The sequence below is a fragment of the Nitrincola nitratireducens genome, from assembly GCF_000585235.1.
Taxonomy (GTDB): domain Bacteria; phylum Pseudomonadota; class Gammaproteobacteria; order Pseudomonadales; family Balneatricaceae; genus Nitrincola; species Nitrincola alkalisediminis.
In genome coordinates this window covers 211,410-236,373 of sequence record NZ_AONB01000003.1, presented here as the reverse complement: position 1 = coordinate 236,373, position 24,964 = coordinate 211,410, and the positions used below count along the sequence as shown (strand labels likewise).

The following is a 24,964-nucleotide window of genomic DNA, read 5'->3' as shown; positions in this document are numbered from 1 at the left end:
TAGATGCACAAAGCTATTCATAGCCGCCGACGAATAGCTTTATGCATCACTCTTCAGTTCAACCAAAACAAGCGTTAGTTTTAGTTTTTACAAGGCTTTACCTATCTTAAATTGAGATATGCCATGCGTCTTGACTCTAACAAAGGAAGCCAATAAAGGTAATGAACGAAAAATGAACGAGGCTGATTTATTGGAGAAAATTGATCCGCATCAATACTTGTTTGAAACAGATCTATTTATATTTGAGTGGCATTTTTCGGAGCAGATCAAGCCAGAACGCCTCTCAGGAACGCTCTTTTTGACCCACTCGATACCCTGCTCCCGATACTGTCACTAATGGACTGATGCCACAATGCTTGATGAATTTTTTACGGATACGATAGATCAACGCATTCACTGATTCGACGCAGGTTAAACGAGCGGATTCAGACAAACCTTCGATAATTTGATCTCGGGTAACCACCGAACCATTGGCCCGCAGTAAAAAGAGCAACAGCTGGTATTCCCCTTGCGTCAAGCTCATTTCACCGTCTTGGTTATGTTGAACACTTTGCGTTTTTGTACACACATACCAACCGTCAAATAACGGATATTGATGTATGGCTTTTGCATCCTGAGGTGAAGAGGCATCTGGTTGAGCATATCGATCTTGACGCACAAGCGCATTGCGCACTTGCAGTTCCAGCTCCAACAAACTAAAGGGTTTGGTGATATAGGCATCCGCGCCCTTTTCAAAACAATCGAGTCTGACAGTACTACCCTGTCGACCTGAAACAATAAACACCAACATATTGTGATGCTGGCGCATCGAGCAGAGCAGCTCGATTCCATCTGCATCGGGCAAGTTCAAATCCATGATGATTAAGTCAAATTGCGCGCTGACTAACTGATCAGAAAACGCTTTCCCAGTATGGGTGACTGTCACCTCATATCCATAATTCTGTAAAAACTCACTGACAATGCCAGTCAGATGATGATCATCTTCTAACAAAAGAATACGTTTACCTTGCATTCATAGACCCTTATTATTTTTTATTGTAAGGGGAGCCATAGCTTGAACTCGCTGCCCTGTCCTTCGTCACTGATCAATTCAATGCGTCCTTTATGTAAATGAACAATACGCTGGACTATATACAAGCCTAGCCCAAAACCAGCTACACCTTCAACAGCGCCTCTTTGATACTTACCAAAAATCGTTGACTGGTGTTCTATTGGTATACCGATGCCTTGATCTTTGACCCTAAACAAAACACCTTGTTCAAATGGGCCTGCACTGAGTTGCAACCTACCCCCCTGTGGGGAATATTTAACCGCATTATCAACGAGGTTATTCAATGCAATCAAGAGTAACTGTTTATCGCCCAAAAACTTTTTTGATTCAACTTGAATGTCAATCGTAAAACTCTTTGAACAAATCGTGCCTGCATAGGCTTTAAGCGAGCGCATGATCTCTTCAGTTTCAATCCATTCAGAGTGTTGACGCCATGCAGAGTTTTCAAATCGATCTTGGACAAGGGCGTTATTCACCAACTCAATCAGCTGCGAAGTGGCCTGACTTTGTTTTTGTAAGGTCTTTTCCCTTTGTTCAGGATCAGTTTGCAGTGCGAGAAGTTCAAAACCTGTCTGAATCACAGTGAGCGGGGTTCTAAATTCATGTGTAACCATACGCATAAACTGCTGTTGTTCTAACCGTGCTTCGTGCTCCTCCTTAAGAGCATTTTCCAGCCTCAAGCGCGTAAGATTGAGCGCTTCCACCAGCTCCGTTTTCTCATTGACCTTTTCTTTGAGTAACACGTCTTGTTTTGAAAGCGCATGATTCAGTTTTTTCAGGTGCTGGTTCCAGTATAAAAACAACACCAGACAAAAAATGAAGAAAAAACTGGTTTTAAAAGCCAAGCTGTAATCTATACCTTGGTACACAGTAATTGATACATGGCGATTTAATGCTTCTTGAACTTCTTGGGGTGAGATAGTGGCGACCCCCAAATCCAATATGTCTCTGAGGTAGGGTTCTGACTGAAGAACGCCGATTCTAAAGTGATTATCAAAATTCGGCAGTAAGCCTGACACTTTTAAATTAAACAAGCCCTGCTGACGGATTGTATAGGCCGCCATAGTTAATGAACGAATGGTCATATCTGCTTTTTTCTGCTCGACCATCGCCACCGCTTCTCCTTCAGTATCGACCACGGTGATCACTAAATTAGGATAGGTACGTCGAACAAACTCTTCAATACTGGTGCCTTTTGGCAGTACAACCACTTTATCCACTAGACCTGCGGGATTGGGGATGTACTCATGATCTTGATGCGTAATAAAAACATTCGGATCGTTAAAGTAAGGTTCTGTGAATAACAACCACTGACTGCGTGCCTCTGTTTTATTTAAAAAGGCAACTATATGACAATCACCTGCTTGTGCTGCCTGTAAGCTGTGATTCCAGTCATCTGTCGGGTACACACTGAGATCGACACCGGTACGTTGTGCAATTAATTGGATAAGATCGGCCGCAATTCCAACAAAATCCCCATTGGGTAAAAGACGCTCATAAGGCTCCCAATCCGGGTCAACACACATTTTGACGGGCCCCAGTTCGGCTAAATACGCCTGTTGCTGCTCATTTAAAACCACATTGGCCGTAGCTGTAAAAGACAGGATTAAACTAAAAAAAATCAAACAGAAAAACTTAATATAAGCACAGGGATTCTGCATCGTTTTAGCATCTCAGCATCAATAAAAAAGGCACCTAGTTTAGTAGGTGCCTTTCATTATACAGCTTTAATCAGGATTCGATTACTTAGCCAGTGCTTTCGCCTCAATACGACGGCGATGCAAAACAGGCTCCGTGTAACCATTGGGCTGCTTGCGTCCTTCAAACACCAGCTCACAGGCGGCTTTGAAGGCTACGCTCTTGTCAAAGTCGGCGGCCATTGGCTGATACAGGGGATCATTGGCATTTTGACCGTCAACAACCTTCGCCATGCGCTTCATGGTTTCCATCACTTGATCTGCCGAACAGATACCATGATGCAACCAGTTAGCAATGTGTTGGCTGGAGATACGCAAAGTTGCACGGTCTTCCATTAAGCCCACATTGTTGATATCGGGTACTTTCGAGCAGCCAACGCCTTGATCCACCCAACGAACCACGTATCCCAAGATACCCTGCGCGTTGTTGTCTAATTCTTGCTGAATTTCTTCAGCCGACCAATTCGGAGCAACAGCCACGGGGATGGTTAAAATATCATCTAGGCTGGCACGTGCACGTAGTTTTAGCTCTTCCTGACGCGCAAACACATCAACCTTGTGATAGTGCATCGCATGCAAGGTTGCGGCAGTGGGTGATGGAACCCAAGCGGTATTCGCGCCAGACAAAGGATGCGCAATTTTTTGCTCTAACATATTGGCCATCAGATCTGGCATGGCCCACATGCCTTTACCGATTTGAGCACGACCTTGCAAACCGCACAGCAAGCCATTATCAACGTTCCAATCTTCGTAGGCTTTAATCCATGGCGTGGCCTTCATGTCATTTTTACGCAACATAGGACCGGCTTCCATCGAGGTGTGCATTTCATCGCCCGTGCGATCCAAGAAGCCCGTGTTGATAAAGACGACTCGCTCTTTCGCGGCACGAATACACTCTTTCAAGTTAACCGTGGTGCGACGCTCTTCATCCATGATGCCCATTTTCAGGGTAAAGCGCTCAAGACCCAAGGCATCTTCAATACGTGCAAAAAGTTCATTCGCAAAGGCGACTTCTTCAGGGCCGTGCATTTTTGGCTTAACGATGTACATAGAGCCTGTTACGCTGTTTTTAAACTTGCCCAATCCTTTCACATCGTGAATGGAGATGAGCGATGTCACAAGACCGTCCATGATGCCTTCTGGAATTTCGTTGCCATCTTTGTCCAAAATCGCATTGATGGTCATCAGGTGGCCGACATTACGGACAAACATCAAACTGCGGCCTTTAAGGGTTACGGTTTGACCGTCAACGCCTGTGTACTCGCGGTCTGGGTTCATTTCACGAACAAAGGTACGGCCGTTTTTCTCAATGCTCTCGGTCAAGGTACCCTTCATCAAACCTAACCAATTGCGGTAAACCTGAACCTTGTCATCTGCATCAACGGCGGCAATGGAATCCTCACAATCCATGATGGTGGAAAGAGCAGACTCCATCAAAATATCTTTAATACCTGCACTGTCAGCTTTACCTATGACACTGTTCGCATCAAATTGAATTTCGAAATGCAGGCCATTATGGCGCAATACGATGGCTGAAGGCTGTGATGCATCTCCCAAGTAACCCACGAGTTGATCGGGCATTTTTAAACCGACTGTTTCACCCGTGACTAAGGTGACCTGCAAAGCCCCATCTACGATGGCGTAGCCTTTTGCCCCTACATGCGAGCTTTCGGCCAAGGGGGCGGCATCGTCTAAAAACTGACGTGCAAAAGCGACTACCTTAGCCCCACGCACAGGATTGTAGGTTGCTCCTTTTTCAGCACCGCCGTCTTCACCAATGGCATCGGTGCCGTACAAGGCATCATACAGGCTCCCCCAACGCGCATTCGCCGCATTCAGCGCATAACGTGCGTTCATAACCGGCACAACGAGCTGAGGCCCGGCCAGGGTTGCCATTTCTGGGTCTACATTGGTGGTGGTCGCTGTGAAATCATCGCCTTCTGGCAAGAGATAGCCAATTTCAGATAAAAAGGCTTTGTACTCGGTCATATTTAAAAGCTGACCTTTACGAGCAGCGTACCACTCATCAAGTTGTGCTTGGATGGCATCACGCTTCGCGAGCAGTTCGCGGTTTTTAGGCGCTAGATCTTGGATAATTTGATCGAAGGCTTTCCAGAAAGCAACTTGATCGACGCCTGTACCGGGTAACGCTTCATTATTAATGAAATCATAAAGTGTTTCTGCTACCTGCAGATTTTCAACCTGAATTCGTTGCTGACTCATGGATAACGCCTCTTATTTTCACACAATGACTAAGGATGACACTGTATTAGGATTCTCGTTGATTCGATACTATAAAAAGGCAGTATACTATTGGAAGAGCAATTTTTTATTTTCTGTCGATACCTGAGGTATTGAGTGGACCGATATACAGAGATTCGAACCTTTACCTTGGTGGCAGAGCACGGCAGCTTTGCAGCCGCATCCGTCATTGAGGGCGTCACCCCCATTATAATGGGACGGCGTTTAGATGCCTTAGAAAAACGCCTCGGTGTCAAACTTATGCATCGCTCCACCCGTGGCCTGAAACTGACCGACCTTGGCGAGCAGTTTTTAGAGGGAGCTCAACAACTGCTGAAGCAGTTCGACACGCTGGAGTCGGGCATTACGGCCAATCGGCACAATGTGCGCGGACATCTGGTGGTGTCGGCACCAGCGGGATTTGGTCGCAAACACGTAGCGCCGCATGGCCCTGCTTTTCAGGCCTTGTTTCCGGATGTGCGCATTTCGTTTAACCTGACGGACAGCGTGATCGATCTGGTGCGCGAAGGCTACGACCTTGCCATTCGCATTGGCGCAGTTGAAGATCCCAACTATGTACCTGTACAGCTCTATCCCAATAAGCGCGTTCTCTGCGCATCGCCTCTTTACCTCGAACGCCACGGCACTCCCCAGTCACTAGAAGACTTAGCCGAGCATAATTGCTTGGCCTTCAATCTAATGGGTGGGCAGCATCGCGGTTGGAGTTTTATTCGCGACAATAAACGCGTCACCATCAAAGTCTCCGGTAATCTAGACTGCAATGACAGTGAACTGCTCTATGACTGGGTTAAACTCGGACTGGGCATCAGTTGGCGTTCGACTTGGGAAATCCAAAAAGAGCTGAACTCCGGCGAGCTCGTGACTTTTTTAGATGAGTACGCTATGCCTGAATACAATATTCAGGCGGTGTACCCTGAGCAGCGCTTTTTACCCGCAAAGATTGCCTACTTTATTGATTTTTTGAAGCGGACCTATAATGAACCCGGTTATTGGGAAAGTTAGTAGAGAGCTGCACGGCATAGCGCTTTAACGCTTCAGGTACTGCAGTTTGCCTGCCTTGCCATCCCAGTCGGCAGCATCAGCGGGTGCCGCTTTGTATTCGGTGATATTTGGCCATATTTCGGCCAGTTCAGCATTCAGTTGAACAAACTCGAGCTGGTCATCCGGTAGATCGTCTTCGGAAAAAATGGCTTTCGCTGGACACTCTGGCTCACAAAGCCCGCAGTCGATACACTCATCCGGATGAATCACCAAAAAATTAGGCCCCTCATAAAAACAGTCAACCGGGCAGACCGCAACACAATCTGTGTACTTACATAAGATACAGTTTTCAGTTACGACAAACGCCATTTGTAACACTCCAATGAATCGCTGAAATCACATTATATAAACGGGTGAACTTTAGCACACTTTGCCTCCCAGAGCCTCTGACGCCGTGCATTTTACTGGGGAGTACAAACCTCGCCTACCAAGGTCTTAAAGTCCCTTCAACGCTAAACATTAAGACAAGCGATTAAAGAAAAAAGTTGGCCTAGTGTAACAGCACTGTTAAGATTCTCGTTGAAGTCTAACTGAGATTTGACGCCATATTCCAGTTAGCCTATTTACTTTGGATCGTTCATTACAGGAGGTACGCGGCCATCTGAGTTGTCGGCTGTGCGAGACTGTCTTTTGTCAATCTCGAACGTGTCAACCCTACTTACGCGTAACATTATGGAAGCGCTTTCACGTCTTTTATCACCTGCTCTACGTTGGTTTATCTGGATAATTGAACCCTTTACTTGGGCAAAAAGCTTCAGTCAAAACCCAATCCTCGGAAACTATTGGCTCAATCGTTGCGGTTTGCATGTCACACGCGTGGTCATCGCTCAAGCCTTGTTTCATCTAAGACTATGGCTCCTATCGCCTCTTGTTCCAGCCGAGCAGCGTCGTCAGTTTATCCGAGAAGGCTATATTTTAATTGAGAACTACTTGCCACCCGAGCAATTTGAACGTTTGCAATCAGAGGCGGTTAACTACTCAGGCTTGATCCGTGAATTTGTTGAAGGAACAACCCTCACGCAACGCAGCTTTATGACGGAAGATATTCGACAGACCCTGCCCGAGCTGAATGCGTTTACACAAGCCAAACCCCTCGATCGTTTAATGCGTTGGTGTTCTTCAAAAAACAGGCCACCTTTTTTCTTTATTGAGAACCTCTGTAATCACGCCAACGTGGTGCCTCAAGCCGACCCTCAGCGCGACTTGCATGCGGATACCTTTCACCCTTGTGTCAAAGGCTGGTTATTTTTAGATCCGGCCAATGATGATAACGGTCCTCATGTGTATGTCCCTCGCTCTCACCGTTTAACCTGGGCAAGATTAAAGTGGGAATACAAAGAAAGCCTCATTGCTTCGTTAAAAGGCGAGGATCGCCCAGCAGGTCGTTACTGGGATGGATCCTTTAGAGTGACACCGCAAGCACTAGAGGAAATGGGCTTACAAGCCACCGCGCTGCATGTTCCGGCCAATACACTGCTTGTGGCAAATGTGTACGGTTTCCATTGCCGAGGTGTCGCTCAAAAACGCAGTCACCGCATGACGGTCTGGATGCAAGCAAGGGACAACCCTTTCAATCCTATTTTCACACCCTTCCCAAAAGCCGCCAGCCGCATTTTCGAGTGGGTATGGAAAGGCGAACTGGCACGCCAAGATCGGGCAAAAATTAAAGAAGGGATTCAACGCAATTATGAAGGGAAGTTTGATCGGAGCCATTGAGCATCCCCTCTTGCTAGAGTGGCGATTCTATACTTCAGAGCTGACTATACGTAGAGCTGATGAGCGTTAACAGATAGGAATGCTGCTAGGCAATTAAGGGTGATATCCATCGAATTCAATGGACTCACCCCATCCTGTAAACAGGACATTTTTATATAACCAAGCTAAACGGCACACCTTTGAGTGCGCCCCTTAGCTTTTGATTATTAACCCGGCGGCAGTTCCTGTCGGTTAGAGGCTAGCCACCATGCGGCTTTCCAATGACATAGTCAGACCTGAATTGCCACCGGTTTAATAGTCTTATTCAGGATATTCGTTTGGGCATTTTGCGCTATCAGAAAAATCTTTTACGTGCTCAACAAAAACAACATGAATATTGTCAATTAGCCAGCGGCCATCGTTCAAGATGTACTTAAGACTAAATATTAACGGGGCATTTTCTTCATCATATCCATTGATGGTAAGACAGCCTTCTTGCTCATTTTTCATTTCATGGTAACTGAATTCCTCCACCATGTAACTCTTAAATAATAACTGACTAACTGCCCCTAAATTTACTCTATAATCCTCACCCAGAAGTGATGGACTAAAAAAATTACCCGCCACTTCAACAACATTATTTTTATTCACACTATTCTGGTACTTTGAATACTCTTGATACAGCACAGAAGAAGAGGCTTGCATAGATACACAGCCTGTTAGAAATAAGATAAGAATGAAATTAAAAAAGATTTTTTGCATTCTTAATGCCCCATTATTCTCTGCAATTCCATATTGTAAGCACGATCTCTACCTTTAAATGCTCGGGCAGCTTGACACAGTAAACCTGAACAAGATGTCATCAATTCTTCTAAATCAAAATCACCCATTACCGATAACTTTATATATTCCAGATCAAAAGTTGCAGTATAATCAACTTTCATTCCTTCCTCATTACGGAAATTTATATTAATCCGCTTGATTTTAGCACCCACATTTTCTAACACAGGCGTTCCACTGAAGGTTAACATACCTGCTGAGCCAGAAAGTGTTGCATTTCCATTATGATCTACAGTTAATTGTGCATTACCCTTTTCTGCCATAATTTTGGCCGTCATCCCTTTATTTTTTGAATAAGCCAACTCAATCAGCTTTGCAATTGTTATTTTTGCTTCTGTTCTTTTAAAATCCATGTTCTTTATCCTTTATTTGAAAATAATGCGAACAATATATTCAGAATATATTGAGCTTTACTTAGTATCGTCTTTCCCCTTTGTAGGGCAACCCACATTTCAATCTATCTATACTGCAACAGTGAAGTTCGGATAACTGAGTTTACCTATAGTGGGCAAACGCACTCTAACGTAGATACCTCACGGTTTTTTACTTTAACTTGTTTAATATAAAGCTTTTTTTCCGATGGATAAGAGTATGAAGTTATAGGCTACTTCTGTGTCCCTTTACAGAGAAATCCTTTATAAAGGAAGCCGATACTTTGCATAGAAATGGAATAACCACATACGTCCTTATCCTTGGATGCTTGAACAAATCGATCTGCATGTGTCAAACAAACGTATGATAAATGATAAGTTTGATGTTTTCTAGTCAATTATTACATGAAGGCAGGGTGTATTTATGAGCTCGAAGTCAGTTCTTGTCGTTTAGATGTCAGCTAGCAGACATCTTTCAGATGACATCGTCAGATGAATTTCCATAGATGAAATCATCTCCGACAATTTATGACACTCTCTGCGTAATCTAGCAGCCTGTCTTTACCTCGCTAAGTTCGACAGGTTGCTAGATAGGGTTAGAGCGGAAATACTAAGCAAAGCAATTGCATTCTAAAAAGACTAAGACTTTCCTTTAGCCTTTAACATTCACCCAAATCGGATTGGAAATAGCAGGCCTTCCGCTCTTATCTTTCACAATCAGGTTATACCAAGTATTCTGAGCAGGTTGCAGGCTAAACTCGACTTTCTGCCGACCTTCGGTGCTCTCTAGAGACCTGGTTTCCAATGGAGAACCTATCTCCGAACCGCTGGTATAGAGCTCAACGCTCTCAAGCCCATTCACGGCAAACAGCTCCACAGCCAAACTCAGCGCCTCACCATTGGTCACCTCATAGGTCTGACCGAACTCCAACTCCTGCGTGAACATCATGGGTCCCATGGACACATAAGAGCGGCCAGCAGCCACAGCATCAACAAAACCCTCCACCGTCAGGTCATCATCCACCTTCGCCAGCGTTCTAATAATGCCCGAATAGAGTGTAGGTGACGTCACTTCGTGAGTGTCCGTACCACCCGTCAGGTAATACACCTTACTATCTCCCGTCAGACTCTCATCCCAAAAGCGCATTGCTTGTGTCAGGGTACGAGTATCGATATTGTCCGGTTTACTCAGATCAAGGGTTGGCTGTAACTCGATCAGATCGAAGTCAGGACTGTATCCGCCCGGCACGATATCGCGGTTATTGAAGTAGCCATAATCCGAGAAAGGATGATTGACGATCACCAAAGCACCCATCTCATGAGCGGCCTTGATGATATCGGCAACATCCATGCTGGAGTCAATGACTTCGTGATTGATTGGCATATTAATCAGATTGAAGTGCCCCCAGCCAGGCGTCACCTCCAAGCCCGGAATAAAAGGGTACCCCCGCTGAAGTGAAAGATCATGAACCTCAGAGTGATTGCTGACTGCATCATGATCACTGATGTACGTTAAATCTAAACGGCTCGCAAGCTGTGACCTCACCACATCAACAGGAGGTGTATTGGCATCGCCGATATCCGTGTGGTGATGAAAATCAACCGCATACCAACCTTCCTGATTTGGCAGCACATCCGATTTCACCGACAAAACCACGTCGCTGACCTCATTAGAGCGCACCGTGGTTTCACTCCTGACGGGCATTGAATTGAAGTGCGCACCTGACAGGACATTGAAGGCAAACTCACCCGTTGCCAACTGAATTCTCGCCACTCCCACCTCGTCCAGCTCTGTAAAATAGGTACGCCGTCCCAGATACTTCACGGCTGGTACTTCACCCTCAACCTCGATGCGAGCATCCACTGGTTCGCCTGTATCAGTATCCGAAATATTCAGCAGGACGACGCCTCCCTGAACAATAGCGTACTCATCTTTGAAGCTCAGGCTTTGCTGCTCGCCTGCTGTTACACTAATCGACTGTTTCTGCGAGGGAGTAAACCCTGCGTCCAGCGCATAAATCTGATATTCACCCTCTGGCACCTGGAAGCTGAAAGCCCCGTCAGCATCACCTACATGCCAAAACAACGGCTGCATATTGACATGCAACTGATCCGATCCAACATTCTGTGCTCCGACAAACTCACCTTTGTAACGCCCTTCGCGCTCAACCACGATCACAGGGCTGGCGTGCACCTCGCCTTGATCGTTATACACAACACCACTGATGGTACTGGACGCCAAGCCTTTTTTCTCAATCATACGTGCCATGAAGGGACTGGTATGACCCACATCAGCAATCTGCAACTCTCCGGTGAAGGCCATGCTCTCGCCCGGGGCCAGATTGTAATGCTTATGCAAATCCTTATAACCCGTTGTACCACGATAGATATCGGGATCATCCATCTGTACAGTGATCGCATAATCCTCTGTGTAGCTCACGGTAAAATCACCCAATGGCTCATCTGCACCCGCACCAATGTAAATATTACGTGCGCGGATATCCGGTGTGTCATAGCCAAACGGACCAAACATAAAGGCTGACAGAGCACTGAGAGAATAACCACTGCGCAGATCTTCATAACTATCAGGACCTGGGTTGGTCACAAGCGTATGCAATTGCAGTACATTGCTGTCTTTTGTCAGTGTATAAGTGGTTACTACATCCAGCGCATTGTCTTTTCCATCGCCCAACCAAGTACTGGTAGCACGTACAATACCCTCCTCAACGCTCGCCTTGACAACCTCAACATCTGCAACCAAGGACCCACCACTGGCAGTCCAAGAATTGACCAGAAACTCCACATCATTAACGATATTCACACCGAATTGATCACGTCCCTGCATCAAGGCTAGGTTAGAGATGGAGCCATTGGTCATCCCCCAGAAATTGGGACTGCCGACGGCAAAGGTGATTGCGATTTTATCGTTATACAGTGTAATGTCCTCAGGGTGAATCAGCACATCTCCTTCAATTGGGGAAGGGCCCGTAACAACCTTAACGTCCGCCAGTGCTGAACCTGCAACTAATATTGCCAGACTCAGTGTACTAAGCGTAAATCTCTTGAAAAATCGATTACTTTGCATATTCATAACCTCTGTTCCGTTGATCTATTGATCTGTTGTGGATGTTATCTACGCACCAAATCCTTCAGTTAAACACCAATGTATTGAAGCGCTGAATCAGAGTTGCAACCATCAAGCTTTCTGGATCCCAGGATGCAAATCGCTAGACGGCCGCCAGCAGTGAAGAGCCCATCGACTTTTCAACTGAAGCGTGAGAGGGGTTGACCACACATGGCCTGCCTTAACGGCTGACTGAACCATATCAACGGTACACACCCGATTTTAAATTATCAAAAAGTAAACTTTACCAAAGAAAAAATAACTTGATATTCATCAAGCGAAATTGATCATACCTTCTGCAACTAAAGTTTAACTACGCCATTTACGACGTTAACTGATGCATCAGCGTCAAATCACGAAAAGAATTGAGAGAGGGAGGAAGGATGTTCACACCAGAATTGACGAGCCTAAAGCGAGAAAAGCCTAAAGCTCTTCTCGCGGCTTGTCAGATTTACACCTGTTTTACACCTGCTGAAACGCCTGTTCAAGATCGGCAATCAGATCCTCTGGATCTTCCAAACCTATCGACAAACGCACTGTTCCTGCTTCACCCCAGCCGCCGCCAGCTCTTCATCGTTTAACTGACGATGAGTGGTCTCAGCTGGAATGGCTGCCAAGGATTTACTATCCCCGATATTCACCAAGCGTAAGAATATCGCCAAGGTATCGTAGAAACGGCGTGTGGCTTCTCGGTCACCGTCGATGCCAAAACTCAGAATGCCCGATGCTTTTCCACCCAAATACTCTTGAACCAACGCATGGTCTTTGTGAGACTCAAGGCCCGCATAATCAACCCAGCTCACCTTAGGATGCGCTTCTAACCAGTTGGCAATCTGCAAAGCGGTTGTCGATATACGCTGAATACGCAACGAGAGTGTTTCAAGCCCTTGCAACAGCATAAAGGCATTAAAGGGCGATATCGCCGCGCCCATGTTACGTAAGGGCACGACGCGTGCACGACCAATAAAGGCGGCAGGCCCAAACGCCTCGGTATACACCACACCGTGATAAGAAGGGTCCGCTTGATTCAATAATGGGAAGCGCTCAGCATGATCTGCCCAAGGAAATTTCCCTGAATCCACGATAATGCCGCCAACGGTGGTGCCATGTCCGCCAATGTACTTGGTCGCAGAGTGAATAACGATATCGGCACCGTCTTCGATGGGACGCCATAAAAAAGGAGATGGCACGGTGTTATCCACAATCAAAGGCACGCCATGACGATGCGCGATCTCTGCAAGTTTACGCACATCAGCAACGCCACCGGACGGATTGCCAATGGTTTCAGCAAAGACGGCCTTGGTTTTCGCATCGATGGCGTTTTCCAGCGCGGCTAGGTCATTTTTGTTGATAAAGCGAACTTCGATCCCTTGACGAGGCAGCGTGTGTGCAAACAGATTGTAGGTTCCACCGTACAGCTCGCTGGTCGACACGATATTGTCGCCAACTTCGGCCAGCGTTTGGATGGCATAGGTGATCGCCGCCATACCCGACGCGACCGCGAGTGCAGCAATGCCGCCTTCTAGTGCCGCAACGCGCTTTTCCAATACGTCCGTCGTTGGGTTCATGATACGAGTGTAGATATTGCCTGGCACTTTCAAGTCGAACAAATCTGCGCCATGCTGAGCGTTATCAAATGCATATGACGTGGTTTGATAGATGGGTACAGCCACCGCTTTAGTGGTTGGATCTATCTCATAACCTGCATGAAGGGCAAGGGTTTCCAATTTCATTTGTTATTGTTCCTTATTCGATTGATTCAAAGAAACCCATTAAAAAATAGGTCTCATTCGTGTTTACACCCGTCAGGATCATACTCCAACAATAGGGGTTTTCAAGTATTGGAGACTTGATTCACTCGCCTTTTGCGCGCTGTTCTTCGCAGCGCTGTTCATGATTCGCTTGGGTAATTTGGCTGTTCGGCGGGACACTGTGCGTCAACCACACATTCCCCCCAATACTTGAACCGCGGCCAATAGTGATCCGTCCAAGCAAAGTAGCGCCTGCATAAATGACCACTTGATCCTCAATCACAGGATGGCGTGCACCGCCTTTGATTAAACTGCCGTGCTCATCAACTTCAAAGCGCTTAGCCCCTAAAGTGACGGCTTGGTATATGCGCACACCTCTACCAATAATGGTTGTTTCACCAATGACGACACCGGTACCGTGGTCGATAAAAAAGGACTCACCAATCGTGGCACCCGGGTGAATATCGATACCGGTTTCAGAATGCGAAATTTCGGCCATAATTCTGGCCAAAAGAGGTAAACCGAGCTTAAACAGCTCATGGGATAAACGATGAAAAATAATGGCGCGCACCCCCGGATAGCACAAGAGCACTTCATCCATGCTGCGTGCTGCCGGGTCGCCCTTATAGGCGGCTTCGACATCTGTGTCGAGTACACCGCGTATATCCGGTAAACGTGATGCGAACTCCCGAATCGCAGCAATGGCTTTTTCACGCGTTTGTACAAAAGGCTCGGGTGGGTTCTGGCCGAACCTCAGTTCTAAAACAGCTTGGTCCAACAAGGTATTCAGTGCTTTATCGAGGGTATAGCCAATGTAGTGGTCTTCAGCCTTAGGCTTAAGATCCGAAGGCCCAAGTCGCATGGGAAACAGCGCAGCAGCCAAGCCTTCACTCACTTGATGCATCACATCCAAGGATGGAAATTCACGGCCATTGATCTCTGGGTCACGTTGGCGAGCACGTCGCCAATGCTCGCGACGTGCCCTGAGTTCACTTACCAATCCGTCCAAGCCCCAGTCCACATTACTCATAGATACCGCCTTATCGACTTTTTAAAACTCTTCCCACTCGTCATCACGAGCAGTTTGTCTGGATAAAGCATTGAGTTTAGCACTAGATGGCGTTGGTGATGGCAGATTTTTTTGTATTTTAGGCGCAGGAAGTGTCCCTGTATTTGTTAGCCCATCCTCCAATTTGAACAGAGCAACACTCGCTTTCAAGGATTGCGCTTGCTCTTCCAAGGACTCCGCAGCGGCCGCCGCTTCCTCAACTAAAGCGGCATTTTGCTGAGTGACTTCATCCATCTGCAACACGGCTTGATTGACTTGTGCAATCCCCTGACTTTGCTCTTCAGAGGCGGCAGAAATATCGGCCATTAAATCGGTGACTCGCTTAACAGACTCAACAATTTCTTGAATCGTGAGTCCCGTTTCTTTCACCAGGGCATTGCCTGATTTAACAATATCCGAAGACTGGGCAATGAGTTCTTTAATTTCTTTGGCCGCCGCTGCAGAGCGTTGAGCCAAGGCTCTAACTTCACTGGCCACCACCGCAAAGCCTCGACCTTGTTCGCCAGCACGTGCCGCCTCAACCGCAGCATTCAGTGCAAGAATATTGGTTTGAAATGCAATGCCGTCGATCAATGACGTAATGTCAGCAATTTTGTTGGAACTATCGGTAATGGCCTCCATGGTTTTTTCAACCGTACTTGCTTTGATGCCGCCTTCTTCAGCAATACGGCTGGCCGTTTGCGCTAACTGATTGGCTTGGCGCGCATTGTCGGCATTCATTTTTACCGTAGAGGTCAATTCTTCAAGGCTAGATGCCGTTTCTTCAAGGCTGGAGGCTTGCTCCTCGGTGCGTTGTGAAAGGTCGGTATTCCCCATCGCAATTTCGGCAGCGGCCGTATTAACCGCCTCAACCGCCAAACGTATCTGCAAAATAACCTCTTGTAGTTTTTCAGCAGTATGATTAGCCGCCGAGGTCAACACCCCTAAATCACCTGGGTATTGTGTCTCGATTGTTTGTGTTAAATCCCCTTTTGACTGCGCTACCATCACTCGACTGATATCTTCAATCGCGTTATGCAAGGCAACGACAGAGGTATTAATCATTTCTTTCAACTTGAGCAGGTCACCGCTGGCGTCTGCATTAACGCGCTCATTAAAATGACCGGATTGAGTCGCCGACATCACATTTATAATATCATTGATGCTATTTCTCAGCGCTTGGGTTCCCTGCGATGCATTCTCCAGCATACGCCGGAATTCACCACTGACGAGATTGGGATTTATTTGGATATCAAACTCGCCCTGCTTAAGCGATTGCATGACTTTTCCAAGCTCGGTCATGGTCAACACAATCGTATCAGCGCTGGCGTTAATCCCCTCTTTCAACCTAGCCAAATCACCTTCGTAGTGGCGTTTTACTCGCAAACTAAAGTCGCCTGAGGCAAGAGCCGCAACGGTTTCACTGGCCTCTTGCAGCGCTTGCTTTTGTGAATCCAGTAGATGGTTAAAGGACTCCACCACCTCGCCCACTTCATCTTTTTTGGAATAGGCGACTTGATGGCTAAAATCACTGCTTTGACTGACGTGCTTCACAGACGTAACCAAGAGCTGCAGCGGACGGGTAATATCTCGGGTGATGCGTATTCCCAAGATCGCCGACAGCAGAACGCCTAGAATCATTGCAATTAAACTGAGCAATTTTAATTGGGCAGCCTTTGCAAGATCATCTTCAACATTAAGCGCGGCTGCATCCATATTCATCTGCACGACATTGTTCAAATAATTGAAGGATTGCGTTTGATACACCAACGTCTGGCCCATCGTTTGCGCGGCTATTTGCTGCTGCAAACCACCAACATCCGCAAGCGCATTTAAACTAAGCTGACGGTCAACCTGCTGATGCAAAGCTAAAATCGCATTATTGGCCTCAACCCAAGCCGGTAGCGTCTCGGTAAAACGCGCCCACTCTCGTGCTTCGTCTTCTGACTTAGGAAGCTGCTCATAGGCGGATAAGGCTTTGCGATAAGCTGCACGACCTGCTTCAATACGCTCATATTCGCGTTGTTTTTCAGTGAGAGTCGCATGTGTATTCATTAAAGTACGCATGCTCGTGACCACTTCTGCCAACGAGACTTGCATTTCTAACACGCTCTGAACACCTGCCAGGCGCACAAGTCCAAGCTGCTCAATCGACGTCTGACTGCGACTCGCACCAAAGTAACCTAAGCCACCCAGTACCAATGCAATTAACGCAACCGCGCTAAATCCTACAGAAATTTTTGTTTTGATATACATGCAACACTCCGCTGAAAATCTGCCATCGCCATTGATGAACTTTACCCCCTAGACCTTAGCCCAACAGAATAGGGGGAATGATTAGGATCATCATAGACGAGTTTTGCTGATAAAGAGCTGTTTTCGATCAATAAATTTAAAACAAGCTCTGCCTTTTGAGTGATCAAGACGCCATTGAGATTGGCAAGACTGGTAAAAATGACAGGCTCTTCTATATACTTTGCCACTTTACATGGGTACGAGAGTACGATGACGCAATCCGTGGGCCAAGAACAAGGCATTTATCTTCACCAGGTCACACTGGTTCGCAACGAACGTACCGTGATTGACCAGCTTTCCCTGCAACTATCCGAGCCGCGCATTGGCCTGATTGGTCATAATGGCTCAGGCAAAAGCTCGTTGTTGCGCTTGATCAATGGCTTATTGCCTGCCAATACTGGGCAAATTTCAGTCTTTGGGCAAAACCCCAACTCAGGCCCTGAAAACATGTCGTCTCATGTCGGTTTTATTTTTCAAAACCCTGACCATCAAATTATTTTCCCTACAGTGGAAGAAGAGTTGTGTTTTGGCTTACTCAATCAAGGGCTTTCTAAATCCACTGCCCTCGAAAATGTGATGTCATTTTTAAGTGAACAAGGGCGCAGCGACTGGGCAAAACGCCCCATTCACAGCTTATCGGATGGTCAGAAGCAATGGGTGTGCATTGTCGCCATCATTTTAATGAATCCGAAAGTGATTCTATTGGACGAGCCCTTCTCAGCCTTGGACTTACCCACGCGTTACCAGCTGCTAGATTTGCTGCACCATTTACCGCAGCAGATCATCATGATCAGTCACGAGCTCGACAGTTTCACAGACTTTGATCGCATTATTTGGTTAGAAGAAGGCAAAATCCGTCAAGATGGCCCCGCAGATGAAATACTCAAGGCCTACTATGCCGATGCAAAACGTGTGCGCGTCAGATGATTAGTCTGTATCTTGAGCAAACAAGCTACTTACACAGGATGCCCGCAGGGATTAAACTGCTTGCCATGGCGGGACTCAGCCTCGCTCTGTATCCTATTGAACAGCTCAGCCTTCTGTTAGTCCTTGCCCTGCTGACTCTATTGATCTACGCCTCGCTTGGACGTCCGGCTATGCGCGGACTCAAGGTATTTCGTTCGCTGGTACCGATTTTTGCACTGATATTTATCATGCAAGCCTGGTCAGTCGGTGTCTATGAAGCCTTCGCACTGTTACTGAGAATGGCCACACTGGTCCTTATTGCCAATTTAATCACGCTCACAACCAAAATGGACGACATGATGACGGCGATGATGCCCATATTCAGACCGCTAAGGCTGTTTGGTGTTGATCCCAAGCGAATTGCCTTTGCGGTTACATTGCTGATTCGCTTTATCCCAGTGCTGATGGGGGTGACTCAATATTTATTGGAGGCTTGGAAATCCAGAGGGGGTGGACGTCAACTTTGGAAGCTTGCCATCCCGCTCACTATTCAGTCCATTCGTTTATCCGATCACGTGGCTGAAGCCTTGGCGTCGCGTGGCGGTATCCGTTCGGTCAAAAAACCTTAACCCTTTTATCAACTCACTCTGAAGTCGGACGTTTGTATGCAAGATAAATCACTGGTTCAAATCGCCTTATACGCGGCACTCATTGCGGCTTTAGGCCTCATTCCTCCTGTTCCGTTTGTAACGGGCATCCCCATTACCGCGCAAACCCTTGGGGTGATGCTCGCCGGTGTTATGCTGGGGCCATGGCGTGGCGCTTTGTCGATGGCTCTGTTTATTTTTGTGGTCGCATTGGGTGCACCGCTGTTATCAGGCGGGCGCGGAGGCCTCGGCGTGTTCGTTGGCCCTACCGCTGGGTTTGCAATTGGTTTTCCATTTGCCGCCTTCGCAACAGGCTACGTCGCCTTGATGTTACGCAAGTTACCCACTTTTCCTGCCACCTTACTGGCCTCTATCGTCGGCGGTATTTTGGTACTCTATGTGTTTGGTATCACGGGCTTCAAGCTTGTCACTGGGCGTGACTGGCTCGATGCCACCAAGATCATGATTGTGTTCATTCCTGGCGACATTGTCAAAGCCGTGATCGCTGCTGCCGTTGCCCAAGCCGTTGTCAAAGGCCTGCCGGATGCAGTTTATACTCGTAAATAGTCTTCAATCCGCTTAGCACCAAGCCAGCGTCGTGATCACCGAGGGCGATCACGACGTGTAAGCTTGTACATCAAGGGGATGGTAAATAACGTCAAGAGCGTTGAGACACTAATCCCCCAGACAATTGCCGTGGCAACCGGGCCAAAAATCAACGACTTCCCTCCTAATCCCAACGCCAGCCCCATTAAACCCGCCATGGTTGTTGCTGCCGTGATTAAGATGGGCACCATGCGCCGACGCGCAGCATAGACAATGGAGTAAATTACACTCATCCCGTCATTGTATCGACTATTGGCCGCCGCAATTAAAACAATGGCCGAGTTAACGGCAATTCCCGATAAGGCAACCAAACCATACAGCGTATACAAACTCAATGGATTCTGGCTAAACCACAAACCATAGGCAACACCGGTAAATGCCATTGGAATGGTTAAGAGAATAATGAAAGGCTGGAAATAACTCTTAAACTGCGCACCCAAAATCAAATACATCAAACCTACGCCCAGCACAAATAAAATCGCCAAGGCATTTAACGACTCTTGAATATCATCCAGCTCGCCCGAAAAATCCAATGATATACCGGGGTGACGATCTTGATACTCAAGCCATGCGCTTTGAATCCGCTGATTGGCCTGCAGTGTGTCCAACTGGCTGCGATCAAGATCGGCTTCAAGCGTAATCGCACGGCTAAAGTTATAATGACGCAGACTGGCAAAGCCTGTCTTAACCTCAAGATTCAAAAGCTCACTAAGTGGCACACTCTGCCCCGACGGCGTAGCAATGCGTGTCGACAGCCATGCCTCGATGTCTTCGGTTGACGTCTGTTGGCTACGAACACGCAAATCAACACTCTCGCCTCGATCATTCAGCTGCGCTACAACTTCACCGTCCGTTAGCAAACGAAGTGTCCGTGTTACACTTCTAGCATCTAAACCTGCACGCGCGATTGCAGGCAGGTTCAAACGCGTCACCAGCTGTTGAGTGCCAGGCGATGCATCGCTGGTAATATCAACAACCCCCGGTATGCCCTGCAGAATTGCAGTCAAATCATCAACGGCCGCCTGAATCAGCCCATACTCATCCCCCCGCACTTTGATACTGATCGGCATGGAACTTGGCGGACCATCGGAAAGCTTCAAGAGCGTAATTTTGCTGGCAGCAGGTGCATGCAATTGAACAGATTCGCGCAGCCCCTCAATGATGTCATCTGCACTCCGCCCACCTAAGTGTCGAGAGGTTAGACTTACAAAAATTTGCCCGTAGTTATCCCCTAATAAAGGCTCTGTTTCCGTAAACATTTGCCCGGCATAGGAGACCAATGAACGAATTTCTTCAGGCTCCATCCCCGCTCGTGCATGCACTTCGACGTCTAACGTGGCATTGAGCGTTTGACGTAGTGTTGACCCTGATGGCATCTCAACGTTGATGTAAAACACAGAAAGAGTGTCCGCTGCAAAGAAATCACGACTGATACGATCCGTGACAAACAAGCCTATGGCTAGCGTAAATGAGCCGATTAAACACACCAAGGTTACCCAAGGATGACGGAAACTTTTAATCAATACACGGCCATAGAGATTGCGTAAGCGTCGTAAGATGCGTTCGCGCCGAGAGATGCGTTTCTGAGTGGGCAGCGCATGCAAGGCGTGCATTTGTGAGGGTAGCATCCAAAAGGCTTGAATCAAGCTGAAGATCAACGCAAATGTCACCACGGTCGGCACAATACGCATAAAATCACCTAGGATACCGGGCAACAGTATCAGCGGTAAAAACGCTGCAATGGTGGTTAACACCGCGGCGAAAATAGGCCAACCGACTTCACCCATCGCACCGATGGCTGCGTCGATCGCGGCCTCCCCCTGCCCCATGCGTTGATGCATGGCTTCTACCATCACAACTGCAACGTCCACCAGCATTCCCAGCGCGATAATAACCCCCAGCAGCACCGTTAGATTGACCGTTTCACCTTGCAGGTTGAGCAGAATAAACACACCCATCAAGGAAAAAGGAATGGCCAATGCCACCAACACTCCAATCCGCCAGCCCAGAAACAACCAACTCACAAGACCCACAAACAAAAGTCCCTGAATTGCATTGGTCTGCATGATATCAATGGCACGCCGCGTTGATTCTGTTTGGTCATCCGCCAACACCAAGGCCAGCCCTCTAGGAGCGATGGTGGGATTGTACTGATCGATGAAGGCTTCTAGGGTTTCAATCAACACCAAGGTGTTGGCATTCCCCTCCTTCATAACAGACATCATGACAGCAGGCTGCTCTTCGTACATCACCAACTGAGTAGGGTCTTGCCGTCTTCGTTCGACCTGCGCCAAGGTTTCAAGACGTAGCTCGCCTCCGGCCTGGGGAATCCATAGCTGGGCTAAGTCTTCTGGAGACGGCGATTGACCCAAGTGCCGTACAAGCCACTGCTCATTTGAGACCGTTAACTTTCCTGCAGCTAAGTCTTGCCACTGACTTGCGATCACGTCCGAGACCGTCGCAGGATGTATACCCGCAGACGCCAGCAACCCCATATCCAACAACACCTGAACTTCTGGGTCCTGCAAACCCGCCGTATCAACTCGATCTATGCCCTTGATGCGTTCCAGCTCTCGTTTAAGCTGATACGCCTCGCTGCGCAGAATTTCATCGTCGGCTTGGCCTTTCAACACTAAGGTCGCTGCAGGAAAGGCGTTGGCACTGGTTATTTCTAAAATAATCGGTTCAACAATATCAGCAGGTAGCTCATTGCGTTTGCTTTGCACCTCTCGACGTAAATCGGTCACGCGCTTATCAAATTGACGTTCATCCAAATCACGAAAACGTACAAGTATATTTGACAATCCAACTCGCGAGGTACTGGAGACAAAATTGACATCGTTCAGTTTACGCAAGGCATCTTCAAGAGGCTGCGTCACACGCATTTCGATATCTTCAGCGCTGGCCCCAGGCAACGCTGTAACAATAATAATCCAATTAAAATTAATGGTTGGGTCTTTCTGCCGAGGCATCAAATTGTAGGACATGGCGCCGATAATCAGCACCAGCACAAACACCAAATTACTTAGAACGGTGTTATTCAGCAAAGCCCGAATCATTGTGTCCGTCCTAGAGCACTTAAGCGGTGCTGACCTGACGTCACAAGTACTTTAGACTGGATGGATAAAGGGGCTGGAAAAGGTCGCCCTTCTTGAGCACCCGGTAGAGGGTAAAATGTGGGCTGATCGTCCTCTAAAACAAACACCCCCATTTGCCCCTCTCTCATGACCATGGTGTGTGCGGGCAGATACGCCAGTTGGTCATCAAGATACAACTGCCCTGTTTCACCTATGGCCACACCTTCGGGTGCTTGAAACCATGCATGAACAGAGCGCGTTGCCGGATCGGCCACAGGTGACTGTCGTAAAAAGGATACGGGATACTCACGTCCATTCACCTTAAATGTGGCCAAGAAGCATCAAGGCTTGTCCCAATGCGTGCTTGCGGTAACTGCACCGAAATTTCAGCGGGAGAGGTTTGGGTTAGCTCAAAAATCGGGCTGCCAACACTGACCCATTGCCCTTCCCCTGCGCGTTGAGCCACCACCGCCGCTGTAAAAGGGGCCAGCACCTGACAGCGGGACACTTGGCGCTGTGCCATGGCATGTTCAACCGCTAAGGCAGCTAACTGGGCTCTGGCACGCACGACATTGGTTTGCGCATCTTCTCGCGACAAACGATCGGAAAACTGTCGACTTTCTAATTGAGTAAAACGTTGAAATAAACGCTCGGCTTGTTCAAGACTGGCATTCAGCTCGCGCTGACGCGCATCCAAGAGTGAGACTGTGTCTTTCGTGTCTCGACAGTCTAGCTCAGCAAGCAGCTGCCCGGCTTTGACTTGATCCCCAGGGCGCACATGCAACCTTGTGATCTGAGCATTGAGCTCACTGATCATTGGAGTTTGATTCAAACTCACCACTTCGGCCGAAACCTGGAGGGGGTTCACGATCTTAATCTCATCAAACGGCTTCAACTCTAATCCTTCGAGTGTTGAAGCCTTTGAGACACCTGACAAAAACAAAAACGCAAGAGCTATGATCGGTAGTCGCATGATTTTTCTAAGTTCCATCCTAGGGGTTATTATCTAACAGGTCTTACGTGCTACATGGGTACATAGGTCTCGATTCGTAAAATTGCGTTTCAACTGAAGGCTTTTAAACAAAGCGTTAAGCTATAAAGCGCATGGATAAATCAATGGCTCGACAATGCTTGGTCAACGCCCCAATCGAAATATAATCAACGCCAGTCTGTGCAAACTGCAACAGCGTATCATCCGTAATATTGCCAGAGGCTTCCAACTTAGCACGACCAGCTGTCAATTGAACGGCGTTGGTCATATCCTCCACTGAAAAATTATCCAACATAATGATATCCGCCTGTGCAGATAAGGCCTCTTCCAATTGCGCAAAGGTCTCCACCTCGACCTCAACGGGCTTACCCGGATGATTGAGACGAGCCGTTTCAATGGCTTGCGTCACACCACCGCAGGCATGAATATGGTTTTCTTTAATCAAGAACGCATCATACAGCCCGATACGATGGTTGGCACAGCCTCCACAGGCAACGGCATACTTCTGAGCCAAACGTAAACCTGGCAGGGTTTTACGTGTATCGAGTAACGTCACACCCGTGCCTTCAACGCGTTTGGCATAGCTGTGACTTAACGTCGCGGTACCCGATAGGGTTTGTAAAAAGTTCAAGGCAGTACGCTCAGAAGTCAGCAATGCTCTTGCAGAGCCTTTCACCTCAAACAGTGTGCTCCCAGCTGCGACGTAATCGCCGTCACTCACTCGCCACTCCACGTCCAACAGGGCGTCGACTTGCCGAAACACTTCATTCACCCAAGCCACACCGCACACCACCATGTCTTCACGCGTAATAATACGTGCGATGGCTTGATCACCTGCGGGTATTAATTCGGCTGTAATATCTCCGCTACCTATATCTTCCCGTAAAGCTTCACTGACTTGTTGAGCAATCGTGGGTTGGATCATTTCAAGTGTTAGCATAGTGGTTGGATTCAGCCTGTGATTAAAGTAGATTAGCTATTTTAACCAGCAGGATAGGTCTGTGCCAGTCCAACCGTCTATTGAAAACCATCTTTTAACCAGCGCCAAATGGTGCCCTTCACCGAATTACAATCACCGTCCAAGTGGCGCGAACATTTCATTACTGGTGATTCACAACATTAGCCTTCCCCCGCGCCAGTTTGGCGGTGAATATATTGAGTCGTTTTTCCAAAACCGCCTTCCTCGTGAAGATCATCCCTACTTTGCTGAAATCGCTGACCTACAGGTCTCGGCACACCTGTTGATTAAGCGAAGCGGAGAGGTGGTTCAGTTTGTGTCCTTTGATCAACGCGCTTGGCATGCAGGAGTCTCGAGTTTTGAATCCGAAACCAATTGCAATGATTTTTCAATCGGTATCGAATTAGAAGGCTGCGATGATCTTCCCTACACCTCTGATCAGTATACGACTCTAATTCAGGTGACTCGCCTTCTGATGCAACGCTACCCATTGATCACGCCCACTCGAATCGTGGGACACGACCAGATTGCCCCTGGACGAAAAACGGACCCTGGGGCCACATTTGATTGGAAACACTATTTAGACTGTTTAACAGGCGAGTAA

Annotated in this window: 19 protein-coding genes and 1 pseudogene; 6 read left to right on the top strand and 14 right to left on the bottom strand. The window is 47.5% G+C overall.

The window, feature by feature from the left end; all coding sequences use genetic code 11:
• Nucleotides 1-283: 283 nt before the first annotated feature.
• The 3 genes from D791_RS05095 to D791_RS05085 all read right to left on the bottom strand — a co-directional run bounded on the left by D791_RS05095 (nucleotide 284) and on the right by D791_RS05085 (nucleotide 4,971).
• On the bottom strand, nucleotides 284-1,012 hold the full coding sequence (locus tag D791_RS05095) for a response regulator transcription factor (protein ID WP_036508583.1): 729 nt from the start codon (nucleotides 1,010-1,012) through the stop codon (nucleotides 284-286).
• A gap of 20 nt (nucleotides 1,013-1,032) precedes the next feature.
• Nucleotides 1,033-2,712 carry an ATP-binding protein gene (locus D791_RS18810; protein ID WP_051514223.1) on the bottom strand — a complete coding sequence of 560 codons (1,680 nt, stop codon included), beginning with the start codon at nucleotides 2,710-2,712 and terminating at the stop codon, nucleotides 1,033-1,035.
• Between the two features lie 81 nt (nucleotides 2,713-2,793).
• The gene (locus D791_RS05085) at nucleotides 2,794-4,971 is read right to left on the bottom strand and encodes a malate synthase G (protein ID WP_036508581.1); all 2,178 of its coding nucleotides are present in this window, start codon (nucleotides 4,969-4,971) and stop codon (nucleotides 2,794-2,796) included.
• Nucleotides 4,972-5,106: 135 nt separating this feature from the next.
• Here D791_RS05085 and D791_RS05080 point away from each other — a divergent pair, with 135 nt between their 5' ends.
• Complete coding sequence (locus D791_RS05080; RefSeq protein WP_036508579.1) at nucleotides 5,107-6,012, top strand: LysR family transcriptional regulator; 906 nt, start codon at nucleotides 5,107-5,109, stop codon at nucleotides 6,010-6,012.
• Nucleotides 6,013-6,036: 24 nt separating this feature from the next.
• Here D791_RS05080 and fdxA read toward each other — a convergent pair whose 3' ends face one another.
• Nucleotides 6,037-6,360: a ferredoxin FdxA gene (fdxA, locus tag D791_RS05075; RefSeq protein ID WP_036508576.1), complete on the bottom strand. Its 324-nt coding sequence runs from the start codon at nucleotides 6,358-6,360 to the stop codon at nucleotides 6,037-6,039.
• 321 nt (nucleotides 6,361-6,681) lie between these two features.
• Here fdxA and D791_RS05070 point away from each other — a divergent pair, with 321 nt between their 5' ends.
• Complete coding sequence (locus D791_RS05070; protein ID WP_157682238.1) at nucleotides 6,682-7,767, top strand: phytanoyl-CoA dioxygenase family protein; 1,086 nt, start codon at nucleotides 6,682-6,684, stop codon at nucleotides 7,765-7,767.
• A gap of 300 nt (nucleotides 7,768-8,067) precedes the next feature.
• Here the strand turns inward: D791_RS05070 and D791_RS05065 are convergent, their stop codons facing one another.
• From D791_RS05065 to D791_RS21360, 6 genes and pseudogenes are all read right to left on the bottom strand, one after another.
• On the bottom strand, nucleotides 8,068-8,508 hold the full coding sequence (locus D791_RS05065; protein WP_036508574.1) for a hypothetical protein: 441 nt from the start codon (nucleotides 8,506-8,508) through the stop codon (nucleotides 8,068-8,070).
• 2 nt (nucleotides 8,509-8,510) lie between these two features.
• A complete protein-coding gene (locus D791_RS05060; RefSeq protein WP_036508572.1) occupies nucleotides 8,511-8,939 on the bottom strand; it encodes a hypothetical protein in 429 nt (142 codons plus the stop codon).
• Between the two features lie 670 nt (nucleotides 8,940-9,609).
• Nucleotides 9,610-12,042, bottom strand: coding sequence for a CehA/McbA family metallohydrolase (locus D791_RS05055; protein ID WP_036508570.1), 2,433 nt, complete (start codon nucleotides 12,040-12,042; stop codon nucleotides 9,610-9,612).
• Between the two features lie 501 nt (nucleotides 12,043-12,543).
• Nucleotides 12,544-13,814 (bottom strand): annotated as a pseudogene (locus D791_RS05050) (O-acetylhomoserine aminocarboxypropyltransferase/cysteine synthase family protein).
• Between the two features lie 121 nt (nucleotides 13,815-13,935).
• Nucleotides 13,936-14,862: a serine O-acetyltransferase EpsC gene (gene epsC / locus D791_RS05045; protein ID WP_036508568.1), complete on the bottom strand. Its 927-nt coding sequence runs from the start codon at nucleotides 14,860-14,862 to the stop codon at nucleotides 13,936-13,938.
• A 21-nt stretch (nucleotides 14,863-14,883) separates the two neighbouring features.
• Nucleotides 14,884-17,136 (bottom strand): methyl-accepting chemotaxis protein, encoded by a 2,253-nt coding sequence (locus D791_RS21360; protein WP_051514217.1) that lies wholly within the window; start codon nucleotides 17,134-17,136, stop codon nucleotides 14,884-14,886.
• Nucleotides 17,137-17,385: 249 nt separating this feature from the next.
• Here D791_RS21360 and D791_RS05035 point away from each other — a divergent pair, with 249 nt between their 5' ends.
• From D791_RS05035 to D791_RS05025, 3 genes are read left to right on the top strand one after another with little or no spacing between them, the layout of a single operon-like run.
• Nucleotides 17,386-18,102 carry an energy-coupling factor ABC transporter ATP-binding protein gene (locus D791_RS05035; protein WP_036508567.1) on the top strand — a complete coding sequence of 239 codons (717 nt, stop codon included), beginning with the start codon at nucleotides 17,386-17,388 and terminating at the stop codon, nucleotides 18,100-18,102.
• Complete coding sequence (locus D791_RS05030) at nucleotides 18,099-18,710, top strand: energy-coupling factor transporter transmembrane component T family protein (RefSeq protein ID WP_036508565.1); 612 nt, start codon at nucleotides 18,099-18,101, stop codon at nucleotides 18,708-18,710. The genes D791_RS05035 and D791_RS05030 overlap by 4 nt, the downstream gene beginning before the upstream one ends.
• A gap of 36 nt (nucleotides 18,711-18,746) precedes the next feature.
• On the top strand, nucleotides 18,747-19,295 hold the full coding sequence (locus D791_RS05025) for a biotin transporter BioY (protein ID WP_036508564.1): 549 nt from the start codon (nucleotides 18,747-18,749) through the stop codon (nucleotides 19,293-19,295).
• A gap of 35 nt (nucleotides 19,296-19,330) precedes the next feature.
• Here D791_RS05025 and D791_RS05020 read toward each other — a convergent pair whose 3' ends face one another.
• From D791_RS05020 to nadC, 4 genes are all read right to left on the bottom strand, one after another.
• Nucleotides 19,331-22,393 carry an efflux RND transporter permease subunit gene (locus D791_RS05020; RefSeq protein ID WP_036508561.1) on the bottom strand — a complete coding sequence of 1,021 codons (3,063 nt, stop codon included), beginning with the start codon at nucleotides 22,391-22,393 and terminating at the stop codon, nucleotides 19,331-19,333.
• On the bottom strand, nucleotides 22,390-22,746 hold the full coding sequence (locus D791_RS05015; protein WP_157682236.1) for a hypothetical protein: 357 nt from the start codon (nucleotides 22,744-22,746) through the stop codon (nucleotides 22,390-22,392). The genes D791_RS05020 and D791_RS05015 overlap by 4 nt, the downstream gene beginning before the upstream one ends.
• On the bottom strand, nucleotides 22,728-23,384 hold the full coding sequence (locus D791_RS05010; protein WP_036508556.1) for an efflux RND transporter periplasmic adaptor subunit: 657 nt from the start codon (nucleotides 23,382-23,384) through the stop codon (nucleotides 22,728-22,730). Before D791_RS05010 ends, D791_RS05015 begins: the two co-directional genes overlap by 19 nt.
• A gap of 115 nt (nucleotides 23,385-23,499) precedes the next feature.
• Entirely contained in the window at nucleotides 23,500-24,342 is an 843-nt protein-coding gene (nadC, locus tag D791_RS05005; protein ID WP_036508553.1) for a carboxylating nicotinate-nucleotide diphosphorylase, read from the bottom strand.
• A gap of 61 nt (nucleotides 24,343-24,403) precedes the next feature.
• On the opposite strand from nadC, the gene ampD reads away from it, so the two are divergent.
• The gene (gene ampD, locus D791_RS05000) at nucleotides 24,404-24,964 is read left to right on the top strand and encodes a 1,6-anhydro-N-acetylmuramyl-L-alanine amidase AmpD (RefSeq protein ID WP_036508550.1); all 561 of its coding nucleotides are present in this window, start codon (nucleotides 24,404-24,406) and stop codon (nucleotides 24,962-24,964) included.

What these genes read in the sequence shown, in the direction of transcription:
- D791_RS21360 (WP_051514217.1), bottom strand. Translation starts at nt 17,136, where the DNA reads ATGTATATCAAAACAAAAATTTCTGTAGGATTTAGCGCGGTTGCGTTA.
- fdxA (WP_036508576.1), bottom strand. Translation starts at nt 6,360, where the DNA reads ATGGCGTTTGTCGTAACTGAAAACTGTATCTTATGTAAGTACACAGAT.
- D791_RS05025 (WP_036508564.1), top strand. Translation starts at nt 18,747, where the DNA reads ATGCAAGATAAATCACTGGTTCAAATCGCCTTATACGCGGCACTCATT.
- D791_RS05065 (WP_036508574.1), bottom strand. Translation starts at nt 8,508, where the DNA reads ATGCAAAAAATCTTTTTTAATTTCATTCTTATCTTATTTCTAACAGGC.
- D791_RS05030 (WP_036508565.1), top strand. Translation starts at nt 18,099, where the DNA reads ATGATTAGTCTGTATCTTGAGCAAACAAGCTACTTACACAGGATGCCC.
- D791_RS05035 (WP_036508567.1), top strand. Translation starts at nt 17,386, where the DNA reads ATGACGCAATCCGTGGGCCAAGAACAAGGCATTTATCTTCACCAGGTC.
- D791_RS05055 (WP_036508570.1), bottom strand. Translation starts at nt 12,042, where the DNA reads ATGCAAAGTAATCGATTTTTCAAGAGATTTACGCTTAGTACACTGAGT.
- D791_RS05095 (WP_036508583.1), bottom strand. Translation starts at nt 1,012, where the DNA reads ATGCAAGGTAAACGTATTCTTTTGTTAGAAGATGATCATCATCTGACT.
- epsC (WP_036508568.1), bottom strand. Translation starts at nt 14,862, where the DNA reads ATGAGTAATGTGGACTGGGGCTTGGACGGATTGGTAAGTGAACTCAGG.
- D791_RS05010 (WP_036508556.1), bottom strand. Translation starts at nt 23,384, where the DNA reads ATGCGACTACCGATCATAGCTCTTGCGTTTTTGTTTTTGTCAGGTGTC.
- D791_RS18810 (WP_051514223.1), bottom strand. Translation starts at nt 2,712, where the DNA reads ATGCAGAATCCCTGTGCTTATATTAAGTTTTTCTGTTTGATTTTTTTT.
- D791_RS05020 (WP_036508561.1), bottom strand. Translation starts at nt 22,393, where the DNA reads ATGATTCGGGCTTTGCTGAATAACACCGTTCTAAGTAATTTGGTGTTT.
- D791_RS05085 (WP_036508581.1), bottom strand. Translation starts at nt 4,971, where the DNA reads ATGAGTCAGCAACGAATTCAGGTTGAAAATCTGCAGGTAGCAGAAACA.
- nadC (WP_036508553.1), bottom strand. Translation starts at nt 24,342, where the DNA reads ATGCTAACACTTGAAATGATCCAACCCACGATTGCTCAACAAGTCAGT.
- D791_RS05060 (WP_036508572.1), bottom strand. Translation starts at nt 8,939, where the DNA reads ATGGATTTTAAAAGAACAGAAGCAAAAATAACAATTGCAAAGCTGATT.